Genomic DNA, 25849 nt, shown 5'->3' with positions numbered 1-25849 from the left:
TTCCGTCATTTCTAACTGGACGATCAGCACCTATGTCAGGCCTTTGGCTTTCGAGCCATTCACCACAGGTTAGCGGGGAGCGATGAGCGGGGGCGAGCACAGCAATGGTCATCATGCGGCCAATGGGGTTTTGGCGGCATTGCATTCCTTTCTTCGACTTGAATCGGCTTCGGGCATCATCTTGGTGGTGACCATGGTCTTGGCCTTGGTGGCGGTGAATTCACCGCTGGCCGGCTGGTATGATGGCCTTTTGGCGACCAAGGCGGTTGTCGGCATTGGCGCCCTCAGCATCGACAAGCCATTGTTGCTGTGGATCAACGATGGTCTGATGGCGGTGTTCTTCTTGCTGGTGGCGCTGGAAATCAAGCGCGAGGCGCTGGAAGGCGAATTGTCGTCGCGGCAGCAAATCCTGTTGCCGGCCTTTGCCGCCTTGGGCGGCATGCTGGTCCCGGCGGTCATCTACGCCAGCCTGACGTGGGGGAATGCCGAATCCTTGCGGGGCTGGGCCATTCCGTCGGCCACCGATATTGCTTTTTCCTTGGGCGTGCTGTCGCTGTTGGGCCGCCGGGTACCGCTGTCTTTGCGCATCTTTTTGACAGCCTTGGCCATCATCGACGATCTGGGCGCCATTCTGATCATCGCCTTTTTTTATTCGCACGATATTTCATGGCTGGCCTTGGCCGGTGGCGGCGCGGCGCTGGTGGTGCTGTGGCTGTTCAACCGCTTTGGCGTGGTCAAGCTGTCGCCTTACATGCTGGTCGGTCTGGTTTTGTGGGTATGCCTGCTGAAATCGGGTCTTCACGCCACCATCGCCGGCGTTCTGTTGGGGCTTTGCATTCCGTTGCGGGTTAAAAACACGCCATTGCGACGGCTGGAGCACGGTCTGCACCCGTGGGTGGCTTATGCCATTCTGCCGATTTTCGCCTTTGCCAATTCCGGCCTGTCGTTCACCGGAATGAGTTTGGACAGCCTGGCCGATCCGGTCTTTCTCGGCATCGCCGCCGGGCTGTTCATCGGCAAGCAGGTGGGGGTTTTCGGTCTGTCGTGGCTGGCGATCCGGCTGCGCCTGGGGGCGCTCCCCGAGGGGGCGACGTGGTCGCAGCTCTATGGTGTGTGCGTTTTGACCGGCATCGGCTTCACCATGAGTCTGTTTATCGGCGGCTTGGCCTTTCCCGATGGAAATGCCATGGTGGAGACCAAACTTGGGGTGATCATCGGGTCCGTCGCCTCGGCGATGGTCGGCTGGGCGCTTTTGGCCAGGATTTCGCCAAAGCTCGCCACCCGACAGGCATAATATAAACGGGAAGGAAGCATGGCCATGAGTTGCCAAGCCATCATTTCGGCACCGCCAGCGGTGCTGGGGAAGGGGGACACGGTGGCCGAGGCCGTGGTCGTTTTGCGGGAAAAAGCGGTCAGCGCCCTGCCGGTCACCGATGCCAAGGGGCATTTCCTCGGTGTTTTCGGCCTGCGCGAGCTGATTGCCCTGCTGCTGCCGCGCGCCGTGCGGCTGGGCGTCGAAATGGGGGAATTGGGCTTCGTTTCCGATTCCATTGATGACCTGCACACCCGTCTGGGGGCGCTGGGCAAGGAAAGTGTCGGCAAGCACATGGCGCCACACCGGGCGGTGCGGGCGGAAACGCCGCTGATTGAGGCCTTGATGCTGTTGTATCGCGGAGATTCTTATCTGCCGGTGGTTGACGGCGCCGGCAAGTTGATTGGCGTCGTCACCGCCACCGATGCCATGGCGCGTGTGGTGGAGAACGTTTGATGCATGGTGAAGCGCATGCCTGGGTGCCCCAGGTCCTGTTTGGCTGGGACGCCGTATGGGTTTCAACCCTGGTTCTGATCGCCACCTATGCGGTGATCATGAGCGAAAAGATCAATCGCGCCATCGCCGCCTTGCTGGGCGGCGGCGGGATGATTTTGCTGGGGGTTTTGAACCAGGAAGCGGCGATCCGTGGCGTTGACTTCAACACCATCGCTTTGCTGACCGGGATGATGATGGTGGTGGCCATTACCCGGCGCTCGGGCGTTTTTCAGTATGTGGCCATCTGGTCGGCGAAGAAGGTGCAGGCCAATCCGGCCGGTATCTTGTTCATGCTGCAAATCATCACGGCGGTGTTTTCGGCCTTGCTCGACAACGTCACCACCGTGTTGCTGGTGGTGCCGGTTACCTTGGTGATCACCGAGGAACTTAAGCTCAAGCCGTGGCCGTTCCTGGTGGCGCTGATCTTCTCCTCCAATATCGGGGGGACCTCGACCCTGATCGGTGATCCGCCCAACATCCTGATCGGTTCGGCGACCGGACTGACCTTCAACCAGTTCGCCTTTAATCTGGCGCCGGTGGTGGTGGTCATTCAATTGCTGTCTTCGGCCCTGTTCCATCTGATGTGGGGCCGCAAGCTGCGGGCCAGCGCCGAGGCGCGGGCGCGCGTCATGGGCTTTTCCGAAGCCGACGCCATCACCGATCCGCGTTTGCTCAAGCAATCCCTGGCGGTGTTGACGCTGATCATCGGCGGCTTTATCGGGTCTCATTCGCTGGGGCTGGAGCCGGGTACGATCGCCATGTTCGGCGCCGCCTTGCTGTTGCTCCTGTATTGCCTGGGCAAGGACGCGGAAGAGCAATCGCACGAAGTCCATCATCTGTTCGGGGAAGTGGAATGGGTGACCATCTTCTTCTTCGTCGGTCTGTTCATCGTCGTCACCGGCGTCGAAAAGGCCGGGGTGTTGGCCATGCTGGCGGAAAAGCTGGTGTCGATGACCGGCGGCGACATGCGGGTGACCGCGGTGGCGATTTTGTGGGCCTCGGCGATCATTTCCGCCGTCGTCGACAACATTCCCTTTGTCGCCACCATGATCCCGCTGATCAAGAGCATGGCCCCCACTTTCGGTGGCGAACGGGCGATCGAACCGTTGTGGTGGGCGCTGTCGCTGGGGGCTTGCCTGGGCGGCAACGGCACTTTGGTCGGGGCTTCGGCCAATCTGACCGTGGCCGGTCTGGCCGAGCGCGCCGGTCACCCGATTCGCTTCATTCCCTTCATGAAGGTGGCGTTCGGATTGATGTTGCTGTCCATCGGCATTGCCAACGTCTATCTGCTTTTACGCTATCTCTGACACTTGGTTCCAATTGACCGTATGGTGTGTATGTCGTCCATATGTTGGCGGAGATAGCGGAGGGCTGGTAAAAAACAATCAGCTTGCAGCAGTAGATCGGGAACAACAAATTTTTCCCGCAAACCATGCCGTCTTGTCATCGCGATGCAGGAATGATGGCTCGGGGCGTTCTGCACCTCACGCCATCATTCCCACGCGATCGCGGCTATATCACGCGATGGGACACGACCTGTTCGGACGTGTCCGCGTTCTCACTGACCCCAGTCAGAATACTTTTCGCAGACCTTGTTGACCTTCTGACCCTTGTCGGATTCAGAGAACTTGGCCAAGCCACCGGTGAAATTGTCGGGAGTTTCGTTCCACAGGCAGGTGCACCAGGCCTGCGCCTTGGTTTGCCCGCGGATCGGGCTGGCTTCTTCGCCGCCTTCATACTTTTTCAAGGCATAGGATACGCAAGACTTGTACTGCGCATCGCCGGCGGGAACCGTGTTGTATTCGGTTCCGGCGAAAGCCATGTTCGCGGACAGCAGGGCGATTGCGGAAACAGCGGCAACCATCAGAGTCTTCATGAAATAAATCCTTTCTGTCCATACTTGTGGGGTATTCATTAATATTGCAGGAGAGGATCTTTGCCCCTGGCCGTTGCCGAATATAGTGAAGCGCTGGTGTGGATGTGATGTTGCCATGCTGTGAATGGCCATCCATACCTGGAAATGTCGGGGCGCGATGATCCCTTGTCGAAGGTTGGATCAGCTTTTATGATCCAATCCGGAATAGAACTTAAGGGTGGGGAAATGAACAATCCGGAAAGCCGTGCATCGCCCGCTGCGCAGAGCGAAGCTCAGCCCCGGCTGATCGTTTTGGACGATGATCCGATAACTCGTTCGATGATTGCCCGCTATTTCGCCACCGAATCCTTTTTGGTTCAAGAAGCGGCCTCGGCGTCGGAATGCCGCATCCTGCTTCGGCAGAGCACACCGGATCTGATTTTCGTCGATATTCATCTTCCTGACGCCAACGGCATCGCCTTCGCTCAAGAGATTCGGGCGTCGAGTTCGGTCGGACTGATTTTCGTGACGCAGCGCGATTGTGAAATCGATCGGGTTGTCGGTTTGGAATCCGCTGGCGATGATTACGTGATCAAGCCCGTCAACCTGCGCGAATTGATGGCGCGCTCCCGCGCCCTGTTGCGACGTCGGATGTTGGATCGCGCCCCCGCAGGCCATTGCAGCGTGGTGACGTTCGGGGATTACGTCATGGACATGACCCGACGGGAATTGGCGCTGCGCTCGGGGGCGCAAGTTCAGTTGACCCGGGGGGAATTCGATTTGCTGGCGGCCTTGGTCGATGCCAAGGGGCGGGCCTTGTATCGGGATTTTCTTGCCGAAGTGGTCAGCAGTCGCACCGAAATGGGGGATGCGCGAACCGTGGATTCATTGATCGCCCGTCTACGTCGCAAGTTAAAGCAAGGCGGTGACCTGGGGGATGCGATCGTGACCGTCACCGGCATCGGCTATCGTTTTGGCCTGACGGTCGGAACCAGTTAAGATCAGATCTCCTTTCCTGTTTGGCTTGAACACAGCCGTGCCTGACGGGCCAAGAGTCTTAGGCCGACGCGGCGGTCCGCGTCCAATTGTACGATCTGCTGATGCAGGAATGATGCGGTTCCGGTTTTGGCCATGCTTTCGATGCGGGCCGCCTTTGTCCTGATCTGCACCAGAGCAAGGGGGCCCGACGCGCTACACAATCGGTGCGCCAGGGCCTCGATGCGGGCAAGATCCCCGGCAGCGGCGGCAACGCCCATTTCCGCGATCATCTGGCGGGCGACACGGTTGTAGGTGCGGGCCAGGTGGATCATTTCGGCCAAGCCCAAAATCGCCACTTGTCGGTCAAGGAAGTCCGTATCGACAACATCCATCATGTGATCGCTCAGAATCTCAAGCTGAACCGGTTTGGCCAGACCGCTATCCATGCCTGCCGCCAGGCATTGGGCTAAGGTCTCATCGGTCAGATCGGCGGTCATGGCGATGATCCGGGGGCGGTCGGCACGTCCGCGTTCCTGCTGTCGGATCTGTCGGCTTGCTTCCAGCCCATCCATGTCAGGCATGTGCAAATCCATCAAGATGACGTCGAACGCCGTGCTTGCGGCGGCGGCGACGGCTTCCATGCCATTCTTGGCCAAATGCGGGTGATGGCCCAGATGTTCGAGTAGGCGCCGGGCAACACGCAAATTGATCTCGTCGTCATCGACCACCAGGACCTGCCGGCTGGCCCCCTGGTCTCCAATCCGCTTCGGGGCGGCGGGAATGGCTGTGGCCATGGCGGCGGCTTTGATTGGAACATCCAGCTGGAAACAACTCCCTTGCTCTGACGTCGCCACCAAAACCAGTGTCCCCCCCATCTGCTCGGCCATACGCCGGGAGATGGCCAGCCCCAAGCCGACGCCGCCAAATTTTCGCGTGATGGAATCATCGGCTTGGACAAATTCGCCGAAGATGGCCTGGCGCATGGGGGCGGGGATGCCGATGCCGGTATCGCTGATCTGAAACGACAACCATGCTTCGCCGTCATCGGTCAGAGTGGCCACAAGGCTGACGGTGCCGCTATCGGTAAATTTAATGGCGTTTCCAAGCAGATTCAGCAAGATCCGGGACAGCTTGGCCCGATTGACCCGGATTATGGGGGGCAGGTCGGCGGGCGTCGTGGTGATCAGCGTCAATCCCTTGGTCTCGGCCTGATTACGGACCAGATTGACGATTTGAGTCACAAGGCCGGCGATGTCCACCTCATGAAGCAACGCATCCTGATTGGCGGCGCCGTCACGGCCGTATTCCAGAACGTTTTCGACCAAATGGCGCAGCATCTCTCCGGCTTGCTTGGCTGTGCTCAGACAATCCTGGTCTGGCGCCCGTGGATCCAAAACCTGCAACATCCCCAGCAATCCATTCAGCGGCGTTCGGATTTCGTGACCAATGATGGCGAGAAAGCGGGATTTCATTTGATCCGCCGTTTCGGCCACCACTTTTGCTTTTCGCGCCTCTTCCTCGCCAGCCACGGCCCGTTGCATGGCCGCCTCGACCTCGGCCGTCTTGGCGTCGACCTGAAGGATCAGTTCCTGTTCCCGTCGTCGATAATAAGCCTTGCGGACCTGGAGCGCCGTGGCGATGGCGGCCAGGAAAAGGCCGAAGACCAGCAAATGGAACCACACCGTCTGATACCAGGCCGGCAACACCCGGATGTTGACCACCAATGGCGGCGCCCACAGGCCGATACTGTTGCTTCCCAAAATCTCGAGATGGTGGCGTCCGGGAGCCAGATTGGTGTAGCTGGCCATACGGTGTTGGGAATCCACCGACAGCCAGTCGCCGCCATCAAGCCGGTAGGCATAACGATTACGCTCGGGGGCCGAGAAATCCAGTGCGGCGAATTCGACGGAAAAGCCGGAATCCTCGGGCAGAACAACAATCTCGCCCAAACTGCTCAAGCTTCGCGGTCCGGCGCGCACATCGGTGACGACGACCGGAGGTGAGAAATCCCATTTGGGCAAGGATGTCGGATGGACCTGGACCATGCCGCCAAATCCGCCGAAAACCAGAACGCCATCGGTGGCTTTGGCCGCGGCCCCGGTCCAGAACGTCTTGACCTCGACGCCTTCCGCCGGCCCCAAGATGCGGACCTTCAAGGTGTCGGGGTTAATCACCGCAAGGCCATCGCCGGTCGCCGCGAAGATCATGCCGGCGGAATCTTCGATGATCGATAAAACCGGACCGTTCGGCAGCCCATCGGCCGCCCCCAGGCGGGTGAAGCGGGGCTTACCCACCTGTTCGGGATCGAAGATGCAGATGCCGTTGGCGGTTGCCAGCCACAGACGGCCGAAGCGATCTTGGGTAATGCTGGTAATGCTGTCGCCGGGCAGGCTTTCGGGGTCGTTTGGATCGCTGAAGATGCGGCGAAACGTTCCCGTCTCGGGGTTTTCCAACAGGTTCAATCCCCGCTGGGTTCCCAGCCACAGCCGCTGGGCGCGGTCGCGGAAAATCACCACGACACTGTTGTCGCTGAGGGTCTTTGGGTCCTTGCGAACCGAGGAATACAGCCTGGGCGGACCGCCATTGCGGGGGATATAGGCCAATCCCATGTATCCGCCCGCCCACAGGCCATCTCCTTCCACCAACAGCCCCCAGACATTGGCGTCGGCAAGCGGTGGGTAGGATTGTATGGTTCCGCTCCCCAGATCGATCTTACGCAAGCCGGTCGATTGTCCCACCCACAACGTTCCATCAGCCGTATCGGCGATGGCTTGGACGGTTCCGGCGGGCAAGTCCTTGGGCCAACGCCCATCCGGCCGGGTCTTGATGGAATTGGTTGCGGGATCCAGCAGGACCAAGCCGGCCGAACGAAAGCCCAACCATAGACGGCGATCCTTGGTCGTGGTGACGCTGCGGACATCGTCGCCGGGAAGGCCGTTCTGGGTGTGCGGGACCATGGTCATCACCCGTTGATTGGCGGCGATGTGACGATCAATTCCGCGCAGGCTGCTGATCCAAACCAAGCCGGAACGGTCCACCAGCAGGCCGGTGACGGCATTATCGGCAAGGCTTGTGCTGCTGGCCGGGTCATGACGAAACAGTCGGACGGTCTTGCTTTGCGTGTTCAGCTCGCGAATGCCGCCGCCATATTCCCCCACCCACAGCAGGCCCGGACGCGGTTCGACAAAGGCGGTGACGCGAAAACCGGAAGGCGGCAGGGCGGTTTCCAGATTAACTTTTCTGCGGTCGGCGTCGATATGACCGACACGGCCCCGGCGGCTGCCGAACCAGATGGTTCCCCCACTGTCCTCGAACATGAACGACGTGGCGTCGCCTTTCATCGAGGCGGGCATTTTGATCGAGGTGAAGGCGGTTTCATTGGGGGCTCGCCACATCAGCCCCTCGGAGGTGCCGACCCACAGGCGGCCGCTACGATCGACAAGAACACAGCTGACATCGCCTTGCGGCAAGGCGTTTTCACGCGTCCACTCGCCGGTTGTCTTGTCGAGGCGGAATAACCCTTGCCGTCCGGCGATCCAGATGCCCCCGGCGCCGTCACCGGTCAGGCCAGAGGGGCGGCCGAAGTTTCCGCCCGGGTGGCGATAGGCGGTGAAATCCTGGCGCACCGGATCAAAGCTGGCGACAAGGCCCGAGACTGAACTGAACCAAAGCCGCCCGTTGGGGGCGGAAAAGGCGGCGGTAATGATGTTTTCGGGTAATGAACTCGCAATATTGTTGTCGTGACGGAACACTTTCATGTGATAGCCGTCCCAACGGGCGATGCCGCCAGGGGTTGCCGCCCAAATAAAGCCCTGACGATCTTGCACCACCCCCAAGGCGACCGGATAAGGCAATCCATCCGCCGTGGTCAGGTGGTTGAAGACCGGGGTGGCGATATCGGCCCAACGGCCTTGATCGGTATCCGGCGGACGCGCCAAAGCGCTTCCGCTGATGAGCCGGACGCACACCACCAGCAGAAAAAGATAAAATCCCCACCGTTTCCACAGCATGACCATGAGGCGACACTAACCGCTTGCAACCAATAGCGTCCAGCCAGGATCAGCTTATGGAGATTCGACGTGAACGGCTGTCAACACCCTATCCATAGGCCGTCCACATCGGTAATTTATTTAAAATCCAAGCAACCTAAGCCCAGAACCGGGCCGATATCTAAAGGAAGAAATATTGTGGCCGATAGCGTCGCTCGAGTAAGCATTCTCGACAGGGCCGGTATGTGGGTCGAAAGCGATCCAGTTCAAAAATTCATCACCGGCCTGATTGTTTTGAACGCCATCATCCTTGGCCTGGACACCTCCAAGGCGGTGATTGCCGCCGTTGGACCGATCTTGACCGTCATTGATGACGCGATCTTGGGTGTTTTCATTATCGAATTGCTGCTGCGGATCGGTTATCGCCGGTTGTCGTTCTTTCGCGATCCGTGGAGCTTGTTTGATTTCGCCGTCGTCGGCATCGCCGTGGTTCCGACCACTCCGGGCCTTGCTGTTTTGCGGGCGCTGCGTGTCTTGCGCGTTCTGCGCCTGATCAACACGCTGCCGCGTCTTAAGCGTATCGTCGAAGCCTTGCTGTCGTCCCTGCCGGGACTGACCATGATCATGATGCTGCAATCGCTGCTGTTTTATGTTGCCGGCGTCATCAGCACCAAGGTGTTCGGGGATGAATTCCCCGAATGGTTCGGATCGCTGGGCGATTCTTTCTACACCTTGTTCCAGGTCATGACGCTGGAAAGCTGGTCCATGGGCATCGTCCGGCCGGTGATGGAGAAATTCCCGCTGGCTTGGGTCTTCTTTGTACCGTTCATCCTGATCGCTACCTTTACCATGCTAAATTTGTTCATCGCGGTGATCGTCAACGCCATGCAGACCCTGCATGAAGAAGAATCCGCCGAAGTGAACGAAGAAATCCGGGCCGCAGCTCATGCAGAATCCGAGGGTATTGCCCAGGAACTGCGGAATCTGCGGACGGAAGTGGCCGCCCTGCGGCAATCGCTTGATGGTCGACTTCAAGACGTAACTTCCAGCAAATAAGAGGGCACTATGAAGAAACTGATGCTTTTGGCTATGACCGCGTTTTTGTTCAATTCCGCTGCCGTTTATGCGGCCGGGGCCATTGCGGTTGACGACGAAGAGGGCACTTCGGCCAGCGAAGTGGGCTATGGCATTGGCCAGGGGGCGACTCGCGATGCCGCTGCCGCCGATGCGGTGAAGCAGTGCAAGTCCTCTGGCAACAGCAACTGCAAGGTTGCGGTGAAGTACGACACCTGTGGCGCCTATGCCGCCTCTAAGGGCTATTCCGGGATCGGCTGGGGTTCGAGCGAAGCCGTCGCCAAGAAGAAGGCCCTCGAGGAATGCGGCTCGGGCTGCAAGATCGTGGTTGCCGACTGCGACAAGTAAGACCGTTTAGGTCTGGACTGCCACGATGGTGCGCCGGATGAAGCGCGCACCATCGTGGTGCCCCATATTTCCCTTCAATAGAGTTATGGCTATGGCCTTCTGGCGCTCTGTGTTGACCATGTCGGCGGGGGTGCTGGCGCATGCTGTCGCATTGGCGGGGACAGCCTCGGCCGGTGATAGCCTGCAATCCATCCTTCAAACGTATCTCGCACAAGAGGAACTGGCCGGCGGAATCTTGCTGGTTTCAACGCCAGACCGCCGCGAAGTGGTGGTGGCGGGGATCGCCGATAGCGCCACCGGCGCCCGCGTCAGTCCCGGCAGCCGCTTTTACGTTGCCTCGGTGGGCAAGATGGCGGTGGCGACGGCGACGTTGCAATTGGTGGACGAAGGGGTGTTGAAATTGGACGCTCCCATCCTTCCCTTGGTCGGCGGCGTTCCCGATCTCCCCAGATTGCCCAATGCCGGCAAGGCGCGGCTGCAACAGCTTTTGGATCATAGTTCGGGCATCCCGGACTATTTGACCGACACCTTTTCCGATGCTTTTCACGCGAAACCCAAGACGTTGACGCCGGCTTTTGCCCTTCCTTTCGCCTATGGCGAGCGGGCCACGGGCCGCCCCGGACAGGCCCATGAGTACAGCAACAGCAATTATGTGCTGTTGGGCGACATCATCGCCACGGCCGATGCGACGTCCCTTGACGCCGCCTTGCGCCGCCGCATCTTGGATCGGGCGGAAATGACGGACACCACCGTCGGGGCGAAGTCCGGCGATCATCGCTTGGCACATGGTTATGCCGATTTAAATGATGACGGCGCCGAAGAAGATGTCAGCCAATACGCCTGGAACTCTCCATTGGGTGACGGCCCGTTGGTGACGACCGCCGCCGATCTCGAACATTTTCTCTTTGCCCTGTTCCGTGACGGCAAGCTGTTGGCCCCGGCCATGCTCCGGCGGATGACAGCCCCCTCGGCCCAAGAAGAGGGCTATGGCTTGGGCGTCGAGTTGGGAAAGGATCGCTGGGGCAAGTGGTACGGCCATACCGGCGTGGATGACGGTTTCGAGGCTGAAATCCGATATTACCCGGATCGCAAGACCGCCTTGGTTTTCATGACCAACGGAAACAGCATATCCGACGAGTCGATTATCGACACGGTGGTGACAGCCCTGTTCGTGGGGCCGAAGAGCGGGAAGAAAAACTAGCTCTCTTTTTCGAATGGTGGGGGATGGAATGGATTCCATAGCGGATAGCAAGTTCGGTCTGGGACTTGGAAGGCAAGAAAAGACGCTTTCGTTTCAAGATCTGATCGCGCCTCTTGGCCTTGATCAGTTCATGGCGACGTATTACGAGAAGAAAGAACTGCGTATTCAGCGCAACGATCCTCAGTTTTTCAGCACGTTGCTGACCTTGGACGATATCGACCATCATTTGACCCATGTCGGTCACAATTATCCCAGCGTCAATGTCGCCAATGCGCTCGATAGCGTCCCCAAAGAGGCTTTTACTTTTTCCGATGGCCGGATCGACAAGACCCGTCTGTACGAGCTGTATTCCCAGGGCTGCACCATCGTCATGCGCCACATGCATCGGACGGTTCCCGCCCTTGCCCGGTTGTGCCGGTCGGCGGAGCAGGTGTTTTCCTGCGAGTTCCAGACCAATGTTTATTTCACCCCTCCCGGTGCCCAGGGGTTCAAGATCCACTATGACACGCACGACATCTTTGCCTTGCAGGTGCTCGGCAAAAAGCGCTGGCGCATCTATGGCACGCCGCGCGAATTGCCGTTGGCGCGGCAGGATTTCAATCCGACCAAGGACTCGCCCGGCGACCTGTCGGCTGAGTTCGATCACAATGCCGGCGATGTCTATTACTTTCCCCGGGGTCTGGTTCATGACGCGGTGACATCGGCGGAGCCGTCGATCCATATCACCTTGGGCATGCTGTCGCAGACCTGGACCGAGTTGATGCTGGAATCATTGCTGGCGGTCTGCCATGAAAATGTCGAGTTCCGCCACAACCTGCCCATCGGCGCCTTGGCCGAGGCCCCGGATCTGGCGGCCATGGAAACGACCTTTCGGCAGCTGGTGTCTCGTTTCGCCGACAAAGCTCGGTTCGAAGACATTCTCGAACGCTTTCGCGATGCCTTCATCACCAGCCGCCAGCCGCTGAACTGGGGCCGTTCACGCGATCACCTGCTGTTGCCTGAACTGAACGCGGATACCGTGGTCGGCCCCCGGCCAGAGCTTGTCTGCCATCTGCGAGAGACGGCGGATCAGATCGTCTTGCATGTCCACACCGCCGAAATCGCCTTTCCGGCGGCGGTGGCGGCGGCTTTGACCTACTCGCTCGGCACGCCGAGCTTTACCGTCCGTGACATGCCGGGCCTTGCCGATGACGCCAGTCGTCTGGTTTTGGCACGCCGGCTGGTCCGGGAAGGAATCCTGACCATCGCCTGAGCGTCTGGCCGCCAGGGTTTCTTTTTGACGCGATTTTCAACCCTTTGCCAATTCAAGGAGCACACATGACTGAGAAAAAGAATGTCGGCCTGCCGACCCTCTCGGAAGAAGACATCACCACCACCCGGCACATGAGCCGTCGTTCCTTCCTGGCGTCAACCCGTATGGGTGTCGGCCTGGGCGTGGCCTCGGCCGTGTTCGGCGCCGGAATGCTGGCCACCCCGGCGCATGCGTCCGACCGCGAGAACCAGACCGACACCGATCCGGCTAACCAGGATCATGCCGGCCAGACCGATAACGACTGAGCCTGACGGAAGATGCGCCGGCGACAAAGACAAAGGCTTGCGATGGTTGATCGCCAGCCTGTCGACGGCGCATCCTTTGATCGCGGCGACAGCCTTTATATTTCTTTATATTTTTTATATTTCCGGCGTCCGTGATAAACGCCGTCGTATCATTGTGATGGGGAGTGGGTGGTGGGAGACGTGCGATTGCAGGCCGCCTTGGTATGTGGCGCCGGCCATTCCGGATCGACCTTGTTGGGGATGATCCTCGGCAGCCATTCCCAAGCTTTCTACATGGGAGAGGGGGGGAAAGCCCGCTATCTTGGAAATTCGAAAACCCCGGTACACAAGCGGGTTTGCAAACTCTGTGGCGAGGATTGCCCGGTGTGGAAGGATTTCCAGTGGACGCCGCCGCGCGCGCTTTATCAGCAGGTCGCCGAACGGACCGGACGGCGCGTCATCATCGATTCCACCAAGAACGATGACTGGATCACCGAGCGGGTGGCGGAAACGCGCGCCAGCGGCGGACAGCCGACGCTGTTCATGTTGTTGCGCGACGGTCGCGCCGTGGTCAATTCTCGGCTGCGCAAATATCCCGATCGCGACCCAGAGCAGCAGATCCGCCAATGGATAGAGCAGATCCAGCGCTCCCAGGCCCTCTATGCGCGCTTCGATGGCCCCAAGATGCGACTTCACTACGAACATCTTGCCGCCGAGCCGGATACGGTCGTGCGCCAGGCGTGTGATGTTCTGGGGCTCGACTTCGAGCCGGCCATGCTGCAATTTCACACGGCGGAGCATCACCCCTTGGGCGGCAATAGCGGGCCGCAATACATGGTGGCGAAGCAGCGTTTCACCGATCCGGAACAGGCGTTCGTCACGCTTAACCCGAAATCGCGCCAATTCTATGACGCAGAGACCCAACCGATTCGGCTGGATCTGCGATGGAATGAAGAAATGACGGCGGAAAACATTCGGATGTTCGAGCGGATCGCGGGTGAATTCAATCAGCAAATGATGTCGATGGATTGATGATGACAAAAATTGATCTTGTTTTTCGCCATGTCGATGAGCGTACGAAAGACGTTTCCTTGGATCTTGCCATCCGCCATATCCAGCCGGATCGCGTTCATGTCATCGATCATGTCCGGCCGTTTTCGGAATGCGTCAATCAGATGCTGCGCATCCCCTATCGCGGCGATTACGTGGTCTTTGTCGATGCGGATTGCCTGATCCTTGAAGATATTCGCGGCTTCATCGAACGCTGCGACACCGCCTATGTCGATACCTATGTCTCGGACCGCTTCCGTGGGCGGCTACATTGCGGCGTGCACATCACCCGCAATGACCTGGTCCGGCGCATGGCCCAGGTGGTGCCCCCCAACGATGATCTGCAATACGTCTTGCGGCCGGAATCGCGGATTCGCACCCTGGCCATGGCCCCGTTGATGATGAGCAAGCAGTTTCGCAATTTCGATATCTTGCACGATCATTTTCAGTATTACCGACACATCTTCGCCAAATACGCCTTGCGCGAATTACGCAGCCGCACCGAAACGCAATTGCCGGTCCTCAACATGGCCATGCAACGATGGCCAGAGCCCAATGACGAGCAGGACGATTTCGAAATCGCCCGCCATGCCATCGCCTATGCCCGCCATTGGGTCGCCAAGGACAGTCGCGCCGATCAGGTCAACGCCTTCATCGAGGCCTTGGACCAGCACGCCGATAGCGAAATGGCCCGGCTGGGCATCGCCGAAAAGGACGCCTTCTCCGAGGATCACCTGAACGAATGGCTGGAACGCAACAACGAGCGTCAGGTCTATGGCGCCCAGGCGCCCAAGCCCAAGGTCTTTGGCATCGGCCTCAGCCGCACCGGGACGCGTTCACTGACCCACGCGTTGCAGATCCTGGGGTTCGACACCATTCATTACCCCTTGGACCCCGACACTTATAACGAGATCGCCAATGGTCAGTATGACCTGACATTGCTCAAGAACCATGATGGCATCACCGACATCACCGTCGCGCCATATTTTGCCCAGTTGCACAAGCGTTATCCGGGGTCGAAGTTCATCCTGACCGTGCGGGACAAGGAAAGCTGGCTGCAATCATGCCAGCATCACTGGTTCAATGCCCCCCCCTTCCTCGAGGATGGCGAACCGGAACCAGAGCACCGCTTGCAGATCCGTCGCTTTTTCCGCGCAGCCACATACGGATGCTATGATTTCGTCCCCGAGCGGTTTTCGTGGGTCTATGACCAACACGTAAAGAATGTCTTGGAATATTTTAAAGATTACCCTGACGATCTGCTGGTCATTGACGTTTGCGCCGGCGAAGGCTTCGAAACACTGGCGCCCTTTTTCAATCGCCCCATGCCCTGCGCCGTCTTTCCGCACAAGGGGGCGGCTCTGTCACAGCAGGTCGTCAGCGAATTGAAAAAAGAGATGATCGATGCATAATACCGCCCGGCCAATGAACTGATCCGTTGGATCAGTTCATGCCGAGACGGCTTGGCTCAAGTGCCGCTCGGGCTTGCCGGCCGTCGGAACAGATCATTTCAAAGGGCGGCCGGCATAAGCCAACAGCAAGGCCTGCGCCAGCAGGGGTTTTGCTGTTGTCACCACCGCGACCATGCTTACATTGGTCGGACCGAACCGATGGGGATGGCGATGCAGCGCGTAGACGACAAAAACTTGCGGGCCCGGGTCAAGCTATTCGGCAATCTGCTGGGGTCGGTGCTGTCCGAACAGGAGCGGCCGCAAGTGCTGGAGACCGTCGAGGCCTTGCGCAAGGGTTTCATCCAGCTGCGCCAGCACGAAGACCCGGCCAAGCGGCGGGCGCTGATGCGGCTGATCGGCGCGCTTGATCCCCATACCCTGTCCCATGTGGTGCGGGCCTTCGCCACGTATTTCCTGCTCGCCAACATCGCCGAGGAGGATTTCGCCAACCAGCAGCGTCGCCGCCATGTGCTGAGCGGCGAGCGGCTTTGGTACGGCTCGTTCGACGATACCTTGCGCGAACTCAAGGCGCAGGGGATGAGCGTCGAACAATTGCAGGAATTGCTGGATGCCCTTCGCTTTCAGCCGGTCTTTACCGCCCATCCGACCGAGGCCAAGCGCCGTGCCGTCTTGGAAGCGCAGCGCCGGCTTTATGTGCTGGCGCGGCGGCTGAACAATCCCAATCTGGCGGAACATCAGCGCCGCGACCTCAATGGGCAAATCCTCAATCAGGTTCAGGTGCTGTGGAAGACCGACGAGGTTCGCATTCAAAAGCCGGTGGTCGAAGACGAGATCAAGAACGGCCTGTTCTATTTTCGCGAAACCCTGTTCGACACCGTGCCGCGGGTTTATCGCAATCTGGGGCGGGCGCTTGATAACGTCTATGGCGAAGAGGGCGGGGCCAAGGCGTTTCGCATTCCCGCCTTCTTGCGCTTCGGCTCGTGGATCGGCGGCGATCGCGACGGCAATCCCTTTGTCACCGACGCGGTCACCAAGCTGGCGGTGCGGCTGCAATCGCGGGAAGTGCTCAAGCATTACCGTCGCCGAATCGAAGAGCTGCAATTGCAGTTGACCCATTCGGCCTCGCTGGTGCGGCCCTCGGCCGCCTTTGAGGCGCGGTTGGAGGCCGATGCCGATATTATCGCGGCGGCGTTCGGGGCCAAGCCCGGCCGCTATGCCTTCGAACCCTATCGCCGCAAGCTGCATCTGATGCATTACCGTCTGGGGGTGCAGATCAGTCGGATCGAAGCCTTGCTGGATGGCCTGGCCGATCCGGGGCGCGGCGCCGGCTATGCGGCGGAAGACGATTTCATGGCCGATCTGTTGGCCATCGCCGATTCGTTGATCAGCCATGGCGATGCCAATGTGGCCGATGCCGAATTACAGGATCTGGTCGTACTGGTGCGCAGCTTCGGCTTTTTCCTGGCCGAATTGGACATCCGCCAGGAATCCACCCGCCATACCGAGGCGGTGGCCGAATTGTTCGCCAAGGCCGCCAATCTGCCCGATTACAACGAACTGAACGAAAGCGCGCGCATCGGCGTGCTGGCCGATCTGTTGTCCCATGCCGGCACGCCCTTGCTGTATGCCCAGGACCTGTCCGAGAACACGCGGGAAATCCTGCGCGTCATGCATACCATGGCCGGGTTGCGGCGCGAGATCAGTCCGCACTTGTTTGGCGCCTATGTGATCTCGATGACGCATCAGGCCAGCCATGTGCTGGAGGTGCTGTTTTTGGCCAGTTTCGCGGGCTTGTGCGGCCGCCATCAAGATGGGACCTGGCATTGTGACATCCGGGTGGCGCCGCTGTTCGAAACCATCGAGGATCTGTCCAAGATCGAGCCGACCCTGGTCCGTCTGCTGGATGTGCCGGCCTATCGGGCCATGCTCACGGCGTCGGGCAATGTGCAGGAAGTGATGCTGGGCTATTCCGATTCCTGTAAGGATGGCGGCATCCTGGCGTCAAGCTGGAGCTTGTACAAGGCCCAGCGACTGATCAGCCAGACGGCGCAAAGCCGAGGCGTCGCCTGTCGCATGTTCCATGGCCGTGGCGGTTCGGTCGGCCGTGGCGGCGGTCCCACCCATGACGCCATCATGGCCCAGCCGCCGGGCACGGTACGCGGGGATATCAAATTCACCGAACAGGGCGAGGTTCTGTCGGCCAAATATTCCAATGCCGATACCGCCACCTATGAATTGACCATGGGGATTTCCGGTCTGATGAAGGCCAGCCGGTGCATGAGCGTGGCCTGTGTCCCCGATCAGCCGGATTTCATGGCGGTGATGGATGAACTGGCGGTGCGGGGCGAGGACAGCTATCGCGATTTGACCGACAAGACGCCGGGTTTCATCGATTATTTCTATGAAGGGACACCGGTGGCCGAAATCGGCCTGTTGAATATCGGCTCGCGTCCATCGCACCGGGCCAAGGGGGATCGCTCGAAATATTCGGTGCGCGCCATTCCTTGGGTGTTCGCCTGGGCGCAATCGCGACAGATCATTCCCGCGTGGTACGGCATCGGCGCGGCGCTTAAGGCGTGGCGGGGCGATGATCCGGCCCGGCTGGCCCGACTGCGGGAGATGGCGCGGGACTGGCCGTTCTTTCGGGCCTTGCTTTCCAACAGCAAGATGTCCTTAAGCAAGTCGGAGCTGTCCATCGCCCGCGAATATGCCAGTCTGTGCGGCGATGGCGAATTGGCGGCATCCATCTTCGCCCGCATCGCGGCGGAATACGAAGACAGTGCCGCCCAAATGCGCGAGGTGTTCGAAAGCGACGAATTGCTGAGCGATAACCCGCAACTGGCCATGTCGCTGGCCCGGCGCAATCCCTATCTTGACCCGCTCAACCACATCCAGATCATCGCCTTGCGCCGCTATCGCGACGCCTCTGACGCCGATCCGGCCGAGCGTGCGCGCTGGCAATTGCCGCTGCTGCGTTCCATCAACGCGCTGGCGACGGGGATGCGCAACACCGGCTGAGGATCGCCCGTCAGAACTGCATGAAGGGTTTGGCGCCGCTGGGGCCGAACAGATAGACGATGAAGGGTTCTTTGTCCCCCGACATGCCGGGGGAGCCTTGCGGCATGCCCGGAGCGGACAAGCCGGTGGCCTTGGGCCGTTCCTTCAGCAGTTTCTCGATGGCGGCCAACGGCACATGACCTTCCACCACATAGCCGTCAATGATGGCGGTGTGGCACGATTCCAGGCGGGCGGGAACGCCGAATTGGCGTTTGATCCGGTCGATTTCATCGGTGGCGATGACCTTGGTGGTCCAGCCATTTTCCTGCATGTAATCGGCCCAGCCCTGGCAACAGCCGCAACTGGGATTCTTGTACATGGTCAGTTCGGCCGCCAAGGCGGGCAGGGCCAACAGCGTAAGAGCAAGAGAGAGAATGTAACGCACGGGAGATACCTCCGATCTGGATGAGCGATATTGATCGTCGCAAGGGGGGCGGACCATGATCTCGATCAATCGGGCCGAGTGAAATCAATGAACTTTTCGATCAGGTGATTTAGCGGAAGATAAAAATAAACCATTCGGTTCGTTGCGCCGCAATAATGCTGTTCTTTGAATGTAGAGCAAAATCCATGCGGCAAAAACATGGCTCCCATTCATCTGCATCGTTCTTCTTATTTTAAATAGAGGCGCTATACTTTCGTCACTTTTAAAAGGCTGGAGCTGCTTAAGGCCTTGTCTGGCCAGCATCCCATCACATGGCTCCAGCTTTCGCGCAAGCTTGATCGATCCCGGTCTCATCAGGCATTCGCCGGCTTGGGATGGGCGGGGCGGATGCCATTGGGGGAGTAACGCCATCATGTGGCTCATCACCTTGCTGGTGCTTGCCATCGGCTTTATTATTTTCGCGACGGCAAAGCTGAAAATGCATGCTTTCCTGGCGCTGTTGTTGACGGCGTTCGCCTTTGGCGTCCTGGCCGGCATGCCGTTGGATGTTGTGGTGAAATCGGTGAATGACGGTTTTGGCGGAACGATCGGTTCCATCGGCATTGTCATCATCTTGGGGTCGGTGATCGGGACCTTCTTGGAAAAATCGGGGGGCGCTTGGCGTCTGGCCGAGGGCATCTTGAAGGTCACCGGCAAGAAGAACGTGCCGCTGACCATGTCGATCATGGGGTATGTGGTGTCAATTCCGGTATTTTGCGATTCCGGTTTCGTTATCTTGTCATCCTTGAACAAGGCCTTGGCCAAGCGTGCCGGCGTCAGTCTGGCGGCGGGGGCCATCGCCTTGTCGCTGGGCCTTTACACCACCCACACCATGGTGCCGCCGACACCGGGGCCCATTGCCGCCGCCGGCATTTTGCAGGCCGATCTTGGTCTGGTCATCCTGTGGGGCGGAATCATCGCCGCCCTGGCCTGCGTCGCCGGTTGGATCTTCGCGGTGACGGTGGCCGCCAAGGTCGATATCGCCCCTTATAAGGACGGCGAGGAACCGACCGAGATTCCGTCGTTGGATCAGGCACCGTCGCCCTTGGCCAGCCTGTTGCCGATCTTTCTGCCGATCGTGCTGATCGTTTTGAAATCGCTTAGCGATCTGCCGTCCAAGCCGTTTGGGGCTGGCGACGTCAGATATGTGCTGTCATTCATCGGTCAGCCGGTGGTGGCGCTGCTGCTGGGCTTTGGTCTGGCCTTGTTTCTGCCGAAAAAGCTGGAAAAAGACATGCTGGGTAATTCCGGCTGGTTTGGTCAGGCGATCATCAATTCGGCCATCATCATCCTGATTACCGGGGCGGGGGGCGCGTTCGGCAAGGTGTTGCAAAATTCCGGCATCGCCAAGCTGGTCGGCGAAACCCTGGCATCGATGAATCTGGGCATTTTTCTGCCGTTCCTGGTGGCTGCGGGCATCAAGACGGCGCAAGGGTCGTCAACGGTGGCGATCATCACTGCCGCGGGTCTGATGGCGCCGCTGATGACGGCCTTGGGCTTTGACGCCCCCATGGCCCGCGCCTTGGTGGTGGTGGCCATCGGCGCCGGCGCCATGGTGGTTAGCCATGCCAATGACAGCTTCTTTTGGGTGGTGACCCAGTTCTCGAACATGACGCCGGAACAGGGCTACAAGCTCCAGACCCTGGGAACGCTGTTTCAGGGCGTGGTCGCCGCCGTGGCGGTCTATGTGGTCGCGGCCATCGTTTTGTAACGCACTGCCTTTGGCGGGCGGCGTCCTTTGGCGTCGCCCGCTGTTTGGAAATTTATCGCGGGACAGATGCCATGAGTCCAATTGACGATCCGCGCGCCTTGTTGCGTGCTTTGTTCGATGCCGCCGTTACGGCGGCTTTACCGGGAGCCGGCGTTGTCGGTCGGTTCCTGCCGCCGCCGCCCAAGGGGCGCACCCTGGTGGTGGGGGCCGGCAAGGGGGCTGCGGCCATGGCCAAGGCGGTCGAGGACGTCTGGCAAGCGCCGCTCTCCGGTTTGGTGGTGACCCGCTATGGCCATGGCTGTCCGACCCGGAATATCGAGGTGATCGAGGCCGGACACCCCAATCCCGATGGCGCCAGTCAGGCTGCGGCTCAGCGTATTTTGTCCATGGCCGGGGAATTGACGGCGGATGATTTGCTGCTGTGCCTGATTTCCGGCGGCGGTTCGGCATTGATGGCCTTGCCGGCGCCGGGCTTGACCCTGGACGACAAGAAGATGGTGACGCGTGAGTTGTTGCGCTGTGGCGCGGCCATTGATGAAATGAACATCGTGCGCAAGCATTTGTCGGCCATCAAGGGGGGACGGTTGGCCGGCGCAGCTTGGCCGGCGCCGGCGACGACGCTGATGATTTCCGACGTCCCCGGCGACGATCCGTCGATCATCGCCTCTGGTCCGACCGTGCCCGATCCATCGACCTTTGCCGATGCCCGGGCGGTGGTGGCCAAATACGGCATCGCCGTGCCCGCCGCCGTGCGCCGTCATCTTGACGCCGGGGCCGAGGAAAGCCCCAAGCCCGGTGATGCCCGTCTGGGCAAGGCCCAGGCGGTCTTGATCGCCACGCCGCAGAATTCGTTGGAAGCCGCCGCCGCCGCCGCCCGCGCCGCCGGGGTGACACCGTTGATTTTGGGTAATTCGATCGAGGGCGAGGCGCGCGAAGTGGCCCGCGTCATGGCCGCCATGGCTCGACAAGCGGCCGATCATGGTCAGCCGGCGGCCGGTCCATGCGTGCTGCTGTCGGGGGGCGAGACCACGGTGACGGTGCACGGCAACGGACGTGGCGGTCGCAACGCGGAATTCTTGCTGGCCTTGGCCGTGGCCCTGGATGGACATGATAAGGTATGGGCCATCGCGTGCGATACCGATGGCATTGACGGCACCGAAGACAATGCCGGCGCTCTGCTGGGGCCGGACAGCTTGGCCCGCGCCGCCGCCAAGGGCTTGGATGCCAAGGCGCGGCTGGCCGACAATGATGGCTATGGCTTTTTCGCCGGCCTCGGCGATCTGGTGGTCACCGGCCCCACCCGCACCAACGTCAACGATTTCCGGGCGATCCTGATCCTCCCCTGAAAGGCGGGGGGCTAATCCCCCCTACCGGCTTAAGCCGAGCGGACCAAGGACTGGCCCAGTTGATCGAGTAATTCGAGAACTTCGTGCGATGCCTGGTTCATTAGGTCAACCGCAGCGTTGGCGGCGTCCAGGTCGCCCAGATCATTCAATTCCAGTGCGCGTTTGCCATGGGCATGGACGCGCTGGTGCGGATCGGCCAGACGGACGAAAGCCGGATGGTTCTTGATTTGGTCATTGTCGACCGCGTCGTACCATTTGCCCAAACGGCAGCTATGATGTGTGGACAGGCCGTCGGCCTTGAGGCTGTTGCGTTCCAGCAAGCGGTCGATGACGCCGCGCTTGAAGCGGACGTGATCGTTCTTGGCGATCTCGATGATGCTTTCCGCCGTCGGATTATGCGAGAAATCCTCGACCCGCTGATCAAGGACGGTGGCGGCCTTTTGCATGGCTTCCAGCACTTCCGAGATTTCATCCAGATTGCGGTTGGACAAGTCGGCGATGCGCAGCGATCCGCCTGAAATTTCCGCCGCCGCCGCCGATTGCTGGGTCAGGATGCCGGCGATGTCGCGCATATGGCCGGTGACGCCGTCAACCCGCTCGGCGATGGCGCCCAAGCGGCCGGTGACCTGATCCACCGCCTGCTGTCCCTCGCTGGCGGCGACGCTGCTTTCGCGCATCGCTTTCAAGGCGGCGGCCATTTCCTGGGTCAGCGTGGCGATGCGGTTGCGGATGTCCTCGGTGGCGCGGCCGGTCTGGTTGGCCAGCCCCTTGACCTCGGCCGCGACCACGGCGAAGCCCTTGCCGGCTTCGCCGGCGCGGGCGGCTTCGATGGTGGCGTTCAGCGCCAGCAGGTTGGTCTGGCTGGCAATGGCCTCGATCTGATCGACCATGGCGCCGATCTGCTGCGAGGCGGTGGCGAGATTACGGATCTTGTCGCCGACATCCTCGACCGCCTCGGTCAGGCCTTCGGTGGCCTGACGGGCGGTGCTGGCGTCGCGGACGCCGTCGCGGGCGGCGGTTTCGGCATCGCCGGCCTCGGCGGCGGCGACTTCGGAATTCTGGGCGATGGTGTTGACCGAGGCGACCATTTCCTCGATGGCGGCGGCGATGGCTTGGCTTTCTTGCGCCGCCTTGCGCACGTCGCCCATCATCCTGGCCAGGACGACGCCGGCCTCGTTGCTTTGGATGGCGGCTTGGACGACCCCCGCCAATTGGTCCCGCATGCTGTTTTGCAAGGTGTCCTGGCTGTCTTTCATCTCGGTGACCAGGCGTTTTTGTTCGGCTTCCATCCAGGCCAGCTTTTTCGCTTCGTCGCGGACCACGGTGACGGCGCGGGCCATCTGGCCAATTTCGTCGTGCCGCTCGGTACCGGTCAGATCGCTGGTGAAATCATGTCGGCTGATGCGGTCCATGGCCTCGGTCAAATGACGGATCGGGCCCGTGATGGTCCGGGCCAGCAAGATGCTGATGAATATGGTGACGACCAGGGTTCCCACCACCAAGAGCGCGATGGTGCGATGGATTTCCGACAATTGTTGGGCATAGCCCTGACCGTCCATGGTGATTTCGATGACGCCGAAAGCGGTCCCCGAAAAATCCTTGACCGCCTGGCCCAGGACCGAGAGGCGTCGGCCATCTTCGGTGAAGGTGCGGAGCACCGGCGTTCCGGCCATGGCTTGACTGAAATCCTCGGGGCTGAGGCGCGTCGATTCGACACTGCCGGCGAACAGCTTGAATCCGCTTTCAGCCGGGATCACAAGGGCGGCATCGACGTTATGGCCGCTCTTGAAATTCTCGAAGAACGCCTTGCCGAAGGACAGGCCGAACTCGACCGAGCCGATATGGCGCCCGCTTGCGAACAGCGGGACGACACCGCGCACGCCCAGGCCGGCGCGGCCGATTTCCAGGCCGCGGGTGGGTGTCTTGCTGGCATTGGTGCGGATGATGGTTTCGCGAATTTTCGACAGGTCATCGCCGAATTTCGCCGGCTGGTGGGCGCGCAAGAACGATGTGGCCGGTGGCAGGTGGAACTGGAATTGTTCGACGGCATAAGGCTTTTTCAATTGGCTGAAAACGGGCACCATTTGCGCGCTCAAAAGCTCGCGCTCGCCGGTTTCGACCATTTCCGGAACGCCGGGGAGGGCGGCGATCACCGAGGCCATCGCCTCGGCCTGCTGCGCACTGGCATCGACGGCTTCGACGATCTGGTCGAAATGGTTGTGCAACTCGACCTTTTCCGCTTGCGTGATCATAGTGGTGAAGTAGCCGTTGACGGCAAAGCCGATGACCAGGGCCGAGGCCAGCGAAACCCCGACCAAAGCCAGACCAAAGCGAACCGCGATCCCCATGCGCATAGCAACATTTCCCCTGATACTGAAATTATCGATCGATTATATGTATTCTCATGGCCCGAACTGGGCCGATATCTGCTGTGCCAGCTGACTTAAACATATGCAACTTATTGATATAATTGTACTATTCATAACATTGACGACGCGCGGTCACGAATCTTCACCCCGGATCGGACCACCAGAGGTTCAAGCCTATGGCAAAAAGTATCAAGAAGATCCTAAATTACGAATATTACGACCAGGGGATTAGCGTCGTTCGTGTCTTGTGCGTTGCCGAAGTGCTGACCATGGGACCTGTTTTTGCTCTCCCCGCGCTTCTTCCCGACTTCATTTTGTCTTTTAAGTTGTCAAGTGCCGAGGCGGGCTGGCTTTCCGGGATCACCTTCGCCGGTTACGCGGCGGCGGTACCGGTCCTCAGCGCCTTGACCGATCGCATGGATGCCCGGCGGGTCTACATCGCCGGAGCCTTGGTCGCCGGGCTGTCGGCGCTGTTGTTCGCCCTGCTGGCGCAAGGCTTTTGGAGTGCATTGCTGTTTCGCGCCCTGGCCGGGATCGGCTTGGCCGGCACCTATATGCCGGGGCTGAAAGCGATGGTGGACCGCACCGCCGGACCACAGCAGCCGAAATGGCTGAGCTGGTACACCGCCAGTTTTTCCCTGGGGACCGGCATTTCCTTTCTTGCGGCCGGCCTGTTGGCCCAAGGGCTGGGGTGGCGGGGCTGTTTCGCCGTATTGGGGGGCGGGGCGGTGTTGGCCGCTGGTCTGGTTCTGCTGTTGCGTCCTCAGACTCCGGTGGTGGTCTTGGGGGCGAAATTGCTGGATTTGCGTCCCGTTCTGGCCAATCGCCAAGTGATGGCCTATGTGCTCGGTTATTTCGCCCATATGTGGGAATTGTTTGGGCTGCGCTCGTGGATGGTGGCCTTTTTGGCCTTTGCCGCCGCCGGTCAGGCGGTGCTGACGCCGACGGTGGCGGCCGCGGTGTCTTCGCTGGTGGCCATGGCCGCCAGCATCGGCGGCGCCGCATTGGCGCTGCGCTTCGATCGGGTCCGGGCCTGTTCGGTCTTTGCCTTGTCCTCGGCGGCCCTGGCGCTGCTGGTCGGGCTGTCGGCCGGCTGGGGCAGCGGCTGGGGGCTGGCGGTGGTGGCGCTGATGCTGGTCTATAACGGCGTGGTTCAGTTGGATTCCGCCGCCCTGACCACCGGGACGGTGCTGGCGGCCGCCCCCGAACGGCGGGGCGCCGCGATTGCCGTGCATTCGCTGGTTGGTTTCATTGGCGGTTTTCTCGGGCCGCTGGGCTTTGGCTGGGTGTTGGACATGGCCGGCGGCCATCAATCAGCCCCTGCCTGGACCTTCGCTTTCGCTAGTCTGGGAGCGGTGGCGGCGTTGGGGCCGTTGGCCTTGTGGGGCTTGAATCGGACGAAGCGGAACTAATGTTTGCTTTATTAGGTCGTTCTTAATTACTGTATCGCTCACCAATAAGGCCGCAAAGGCCAGTGGACAGGGAACACGGACAGGAGAGCATGGTCCTTCGCTGACGGCGAGGGGGCTGGGTCCGTTTGCCTGCCTGACTGGCTCAATCGCGACCGCCCCCGGTGACCTGCTTATCGCGAAAATTGATCCTTTGAATTTTCGCGATAAGCAGGTCACGCACCAAACGAATTGTGCGGCAATTCCGAAGCGGGGCATGACCCTGTTTCGGAATTGCCGCACA

At 60.1% G+C, this 25849-nt stretch carries 20 protein-coding genes; 15 read left to right on the top strand and 5 right to left on the bottom strand.

Features of this window, described 5'->3' with window-relative positions; genetic code table 11:
• The first annotated feature begins 82 nt into the window (after positions 1 to 82).
• Genes nhaA through KEC16_RS04995 form a run of 3 tightly spaced genes read left to right on the top strand, consistent with a single transcriptional unit; the run spans position 83 to position 3114 of the window.
• Positions 83 to 1294: a Na+/H+ antiporter NhaA gene (gene nhaA / locus KEC16_RS05005; protein ID WP_211546572.1), complete on the top strand. Its 1212-nt coding sequence runs from the start codon at positions 83 to 85 to the stop codon at positions 1292 to 1294.
• Positions 1295 to 1318: 24 nt separating this feature from the next.
• The gene (locus KEC16_RS05000) at positions 1319 to 1768 is read left to right on the top strand and encodes a CBS domain-containing protein (RefSeq protein ID WP_211546571.1); all 450 of its coding nucleotides are present in this window, start codon (positions 1319 to 1321) and stop codon (positions 1766 to 1768) included.
• A complete protein-coding gene (locus tag KEC16_RS04995; RefSeq protein ID WP_211546570.1) occupies positions 1768 to 3114 on the top strand; it encodes an ArsB/NhaD family transporter in 1347 nt (448 codons plus the stop codon). The genes KEC16_RS05000 and KEC16_RS04995 overlap by 1 nt, the downstream gene beginning before the upstream one ends.
• A 251-nt stretch (positions 3115 to 3365) precedes the next feature.
• On the opposite strand, the gene KEC16_RS04990 is transcribed toward KEC16_RS04995, so the two are convergent.
• A complete protein-coding gene (locus KEC16_RS04990) occupies positions 3366 to 3815 on the bottom strand; it encodes a hypothetical protein (RefSeq protein WP_211546569.1) in 450 nt (149 codons plus the stop codon).
• A gap of 93 nt (positions 3816 to 3908) precedes the next feature.
• On the opposite strand from KEC16_RS04990, the gene KEC16_RS04985 reads away from it, so the two are divergent.
• On the top strand, positions 3909 to 4661 hold the full coding sequence (locus KEC16_RS04985) for a response regulator transcription factor (RefSeq protein WP_211546568.1): 753 nt from the start codon (positions 3909 to 3911) through the stop codon (positions 4659 to 4661).
• Between the two features lie 2 nt (positions 4662 to 4663).
• On the opposite strand, the gene KEC16_RS04980 is transcribed toward KEC16_RS04985, so the two are convergent.
• Positions 4664 to 8578, bottom strand: a complete 3915-nt coding sequence (locus tag KEC16_RS04980) for a hybrid sensor histidine kinase/response regulator (protein WP_211546567.1) — start codon at positions 8576 to 8578, stop codon at positions 4664 to 4666.
• 141 nt (positions 8579 to 8719) lie between these two features.
• Between KEC16_RS04980 and KEC16_RS04975 the strand changes: the two genes are divergently transcribed.
• From KEC16_RS04975 to ppc, 8 genes are all read left to right on the top strand, one after another.
• The gene (locus tag KEC16_RS04975) at positions 8720 to 9685 is read left to right on the top strand and encodes an ion transporter (protein ID WP_346344028.1); all 966 of its coding nucleotides are present in this window, start codon (positions 8720 to 8722) and stop codon (positions 9683 to 9685) included.
• 21 nt (positions 9686 to 9706) lie between these two features.
• Positions 9707 to 10051, top strand: coding sequence for a DUF4189 domain-containing protein (locus KEC16_RS04970; protein WP_249208786.1), 345 nt, complete (start codon positions 9707 to 9709; stop codon positions 10049 to 10051).
• A 91-nt stretch (positions 10052 to 10142) separates the two neighbouring features.
• Entirely contained in the window at positions 10143 to 11252 is a 1110-nt protein-coding gene (locus tag KEC16_RS04965; RefSeq protein WP_211546565.1) for a serine hydrolase domain-containing protein, read from the top strand.
• 28 nt (positions 11253 to 11280) lie between these two features.
• Complete coding sequence (locus tag KEC16_RS04960; RefSeq protein ID WP_211546564.1) at positions 11281 to 12504, top strand: cupin domain-containing protein; 1224 nt, start codon at positions 11281 to 11283, stop codon at positions 12502 to 12504.
• Positions 12505 to 12569: 65 nt separating this feature from the next.
• The gene (locus KEC16_RS04955) at positions 12570 to 12809 is read left to right on the top strand and encodes a hypothetical protein (RefSeq protein ID WP_211546563.1); all 240 of its coding nucleotides are present in this window, start codon (positions 12570 to 12572) and stop codon (positions 12807 to 12809) included.
• Between the two features lie 240 nt (positions 12810 to 13049).
• The gene (locus KEC16_RS04950) at positions 13050 to 13820 is read left to right on the top strand and encodes a sulfotransferase (RefSeq protein WP_346344032.1); all 771 of its coding nucleotides are present in this window, start codon (positions 13050 to 13052) and stop codon (positions 13818 to 13820) included.
• 59 nt (positions 13821 to 13879) lie between these two features.
• Positions 13880 to 15250: a sulfotransferase family protein gene (locus tag KEC16_RS04945; protein ID WP_211546561.1), complete on the top strand. Its 1371-nt coding sequence runs from the start codon at positions 13880 to 13882 to the stop codon at positions 15248 to 15250.
• A gap of 210 nt (positions 15251 to 15460) precedes the next feature.
• Complete coding sequence (gene ppc / locus KEC16_RS04940; RefSeq protein WP_211546560.1) at positions 15461 to 18268, top strand: phosphoenolpyruvate carboxylase; 2808 nt, start codon at positions 15461 to 15463, stop codon at positions 18266 to 18268.
• Between the two features lie 10 nt (positions 18269 to 18278).
• Here the strand turns inward: ppc and KEC16_RS04935 are convergent, their stop codons facing one another.
• Both KEC16_RS04935 and KEC16_RS04930 read right to left on the bottom strand, forming a co-directional pair.
• Positions 18279 to 18692, bottom strand: coding sequence for a DUF411 domain-containing protein (locus KEC16_RS04935; RefSeq protein WP_346344027.1), 414 nt, complete (start codon positions 18690 to 18692; stop codon positions 18279 to 18281).
• Positions 18693 to 18776: 84 nt separating this feature from the next.
• Positions 18777 to 19106, bottom strand: coding sequence for a hypothetical protein (locus tag KEC16_RS04930; RefSeq protein ID WP_211546558.1), 330 nt, complete (start codon positions 19104 to 19106; stop codon positions 18777 to 18779).
• Between KEC16_RS04930 and KEC16_RS04925 the strand changes: the two genes are divergently transcribed.
• Entirely contained in the window at positions 19105 to 20442 is a 1338-nt protein-coding gene (locus tag KEC16_RS04925) for a GntP family permease (RefSeq protein ID WP_211546557.1), read from the top strand. The genes KEC16_RS04930 and KEC16_RS04925 overlap by 2 nt on opposite strands.
• Before the next feature lie 71 nt (positions 20443 to 20513).
• The gene (locus KEC16_RS04920) at positions 20514 to 21788 is read left to right on the top strand and encodes a glycerate kinase type-2 family protein (RefSeq protein ID WP_211546556.1); all 1275 of its coding nucleotides are present in this window, start codon (positions 20514 to 20516) and stop codon (positions 21786 to 21788) included.
• 29 nt (positions 21789 to 21817) lie between these two features.
• Here KEC16_RS04920 and KEC16_RS04915 read toward each other — a convergent pair whose 3' ends face one another.
• Positions 21818 to 24142 (bottom strand): methyl-accepting chemotaxis protein, encoded by a 2325-nt coding sequence (locus KEC16_RS04915; RefSeq protein WP_211546555.1) that lies wholly within the window; start codon positions 24140 to 24142, stop codon positions 21818 to 21820.
• Between the two features lie 191 nt (positions 24143 to 24333).
• On the opposite strand from KEC16_RS04915, the gene KEC16_RS04910 reads away from it, so the two are divergent.
• Positions 24334 to 25569: an MFS transporter gene (locus tag KEC16_RS04910; RefSeq protein WP_249208784.1), complete on the top strand. Its 1236-nt coding sequence runs from the start codon at positions 24334 to 24336 to the stop codon at positions 25567 to 25569.
• Positions 25570 to 25849: the final 280 nt, after the last annotated feature.

The sequence above is a fragment of the Magnetospirillum sulfuroxidans genome (genome assembly GCF_018224925.1).
GTDB classification, from domain to species: Bacteria; Pseudomonadota; Alphaproteobacteria; order Rhodospirillales; family Magnetospirillaceae; genus Magnetospirillum; species Magnetospirillum sulfuroxidans.
The sequence above is the reverse complement of the archived record's forward strand: the minus strand, read 5'-3'. Positions and strand labels throughout refer to the sequence as shown.

Coding starts and splice junctions, on each gene's coding strand:
- nhaA (WP_211546572.1), top strand. CDS start 83: ATGAGCGGGGGCGAGCACAGCAATGGTCATCATGCGGCCAATGGGGTT.
- KEC16_RS05000 (WP_211546571.1), top strand. CDS start 1,319: ATGAGTTGCCAAGCCATCATTTCGGCACCGCCAGCGGTGCTGGGGAAG.
- KEC16_RS04995 (WP_211546570.1), top strand. CDS start 1,768: ATGCATGGTGAAGCGCATGCCTGGGTGCCCCAGGTCCTGTTTGGCTGG.
- KEC16_RS04990 (WP_211546569.1), bottom strand. CDS start 3,815: ATGGCCATTCACAGCATGGCAACATCACATCCACACCAGCGCTTCACT.
- KEC16_RS04985 (WP_211546568.1), top strand. CDS start 3,909: ATGAACAATCCGGAAAGCCGTGCATCGCCCGCTGCGCAGAGCGAAGCT.
- KEC16_RS04970 (WP_249208786.1), top strand. CDS start 9,707: ATGCTTTTGGCTATGACCGCGTTTTTGTTCAATTCCGCTGCCGTTTAT.
- KEC16_RS04965 (WP_211546565.1), top strand. CDS start 10,143: ATGGCCTTCTGGCGCTCTGTGTTGACCATGTCGGCGGGGGTGCTGGCG.
- KEC16_RS04960 (WP_211546564.1), top strand. CDS start 11,281: ATGGATTCCATAGCGGATAGCAAGTTCGGTCTGGGACTTGGAAGGCAA.
- KEC16_RS04955 (WP_211546563.1), top strand. CDS start 12,570: ATGACTGAGAAAAAGAATGTCGGCCTGCCGACCCTCTCGGAAGAAGAC.
- KEC16_RS04950 (WP_346344032.1), top strand. CDS start 13,050: ATGATCCTCGGCAGCCATTCCCAAGCTTTCTACATGGGAGAGGGGGGG.
- ppc (WP_211546560.1), top strand. CDS start 15,461: ATGCAGCGCGTAGACGACAAAAACTTGCGGGCCCGGGTCAAGCTATTC.
- KEC16_RS04925 (WP_211546557.1), top strand. CDS start 19,105: ATGTGGCTCATCACCTTGCTGGTGCTTGCCATCGGCTTTATTATTTTC.
- KEC16_RS04930 (WP_211546558.1), bottom strand. CDS start 19,106: ATGATGGCGTTACTCCCCCAATGGCATCCGCCCCGCCCATCCCAAGCC.
- KEC16_RS04920 (WP_211546556.1), top strand. CDS start 20,514: ATGAGTCCAATTGACGATCCGCGCGCCTTGTTGCGTGCTTTGTTCGAT.
- KEC16_RS04915 (WP_211546555.1), bottom strand. CDS start 24,142: ATGCGCATGGGGATCGCGGTTCGCTTTGGTCTGGCTTTGGTCGGGGTT.
- KEC16_RS04910 (WP_249208784.1), top strand. CDS start 24,334: ATGGCAAAAAGTATCAAGAAGATCCTAAATTACGAATATTACGACCAG.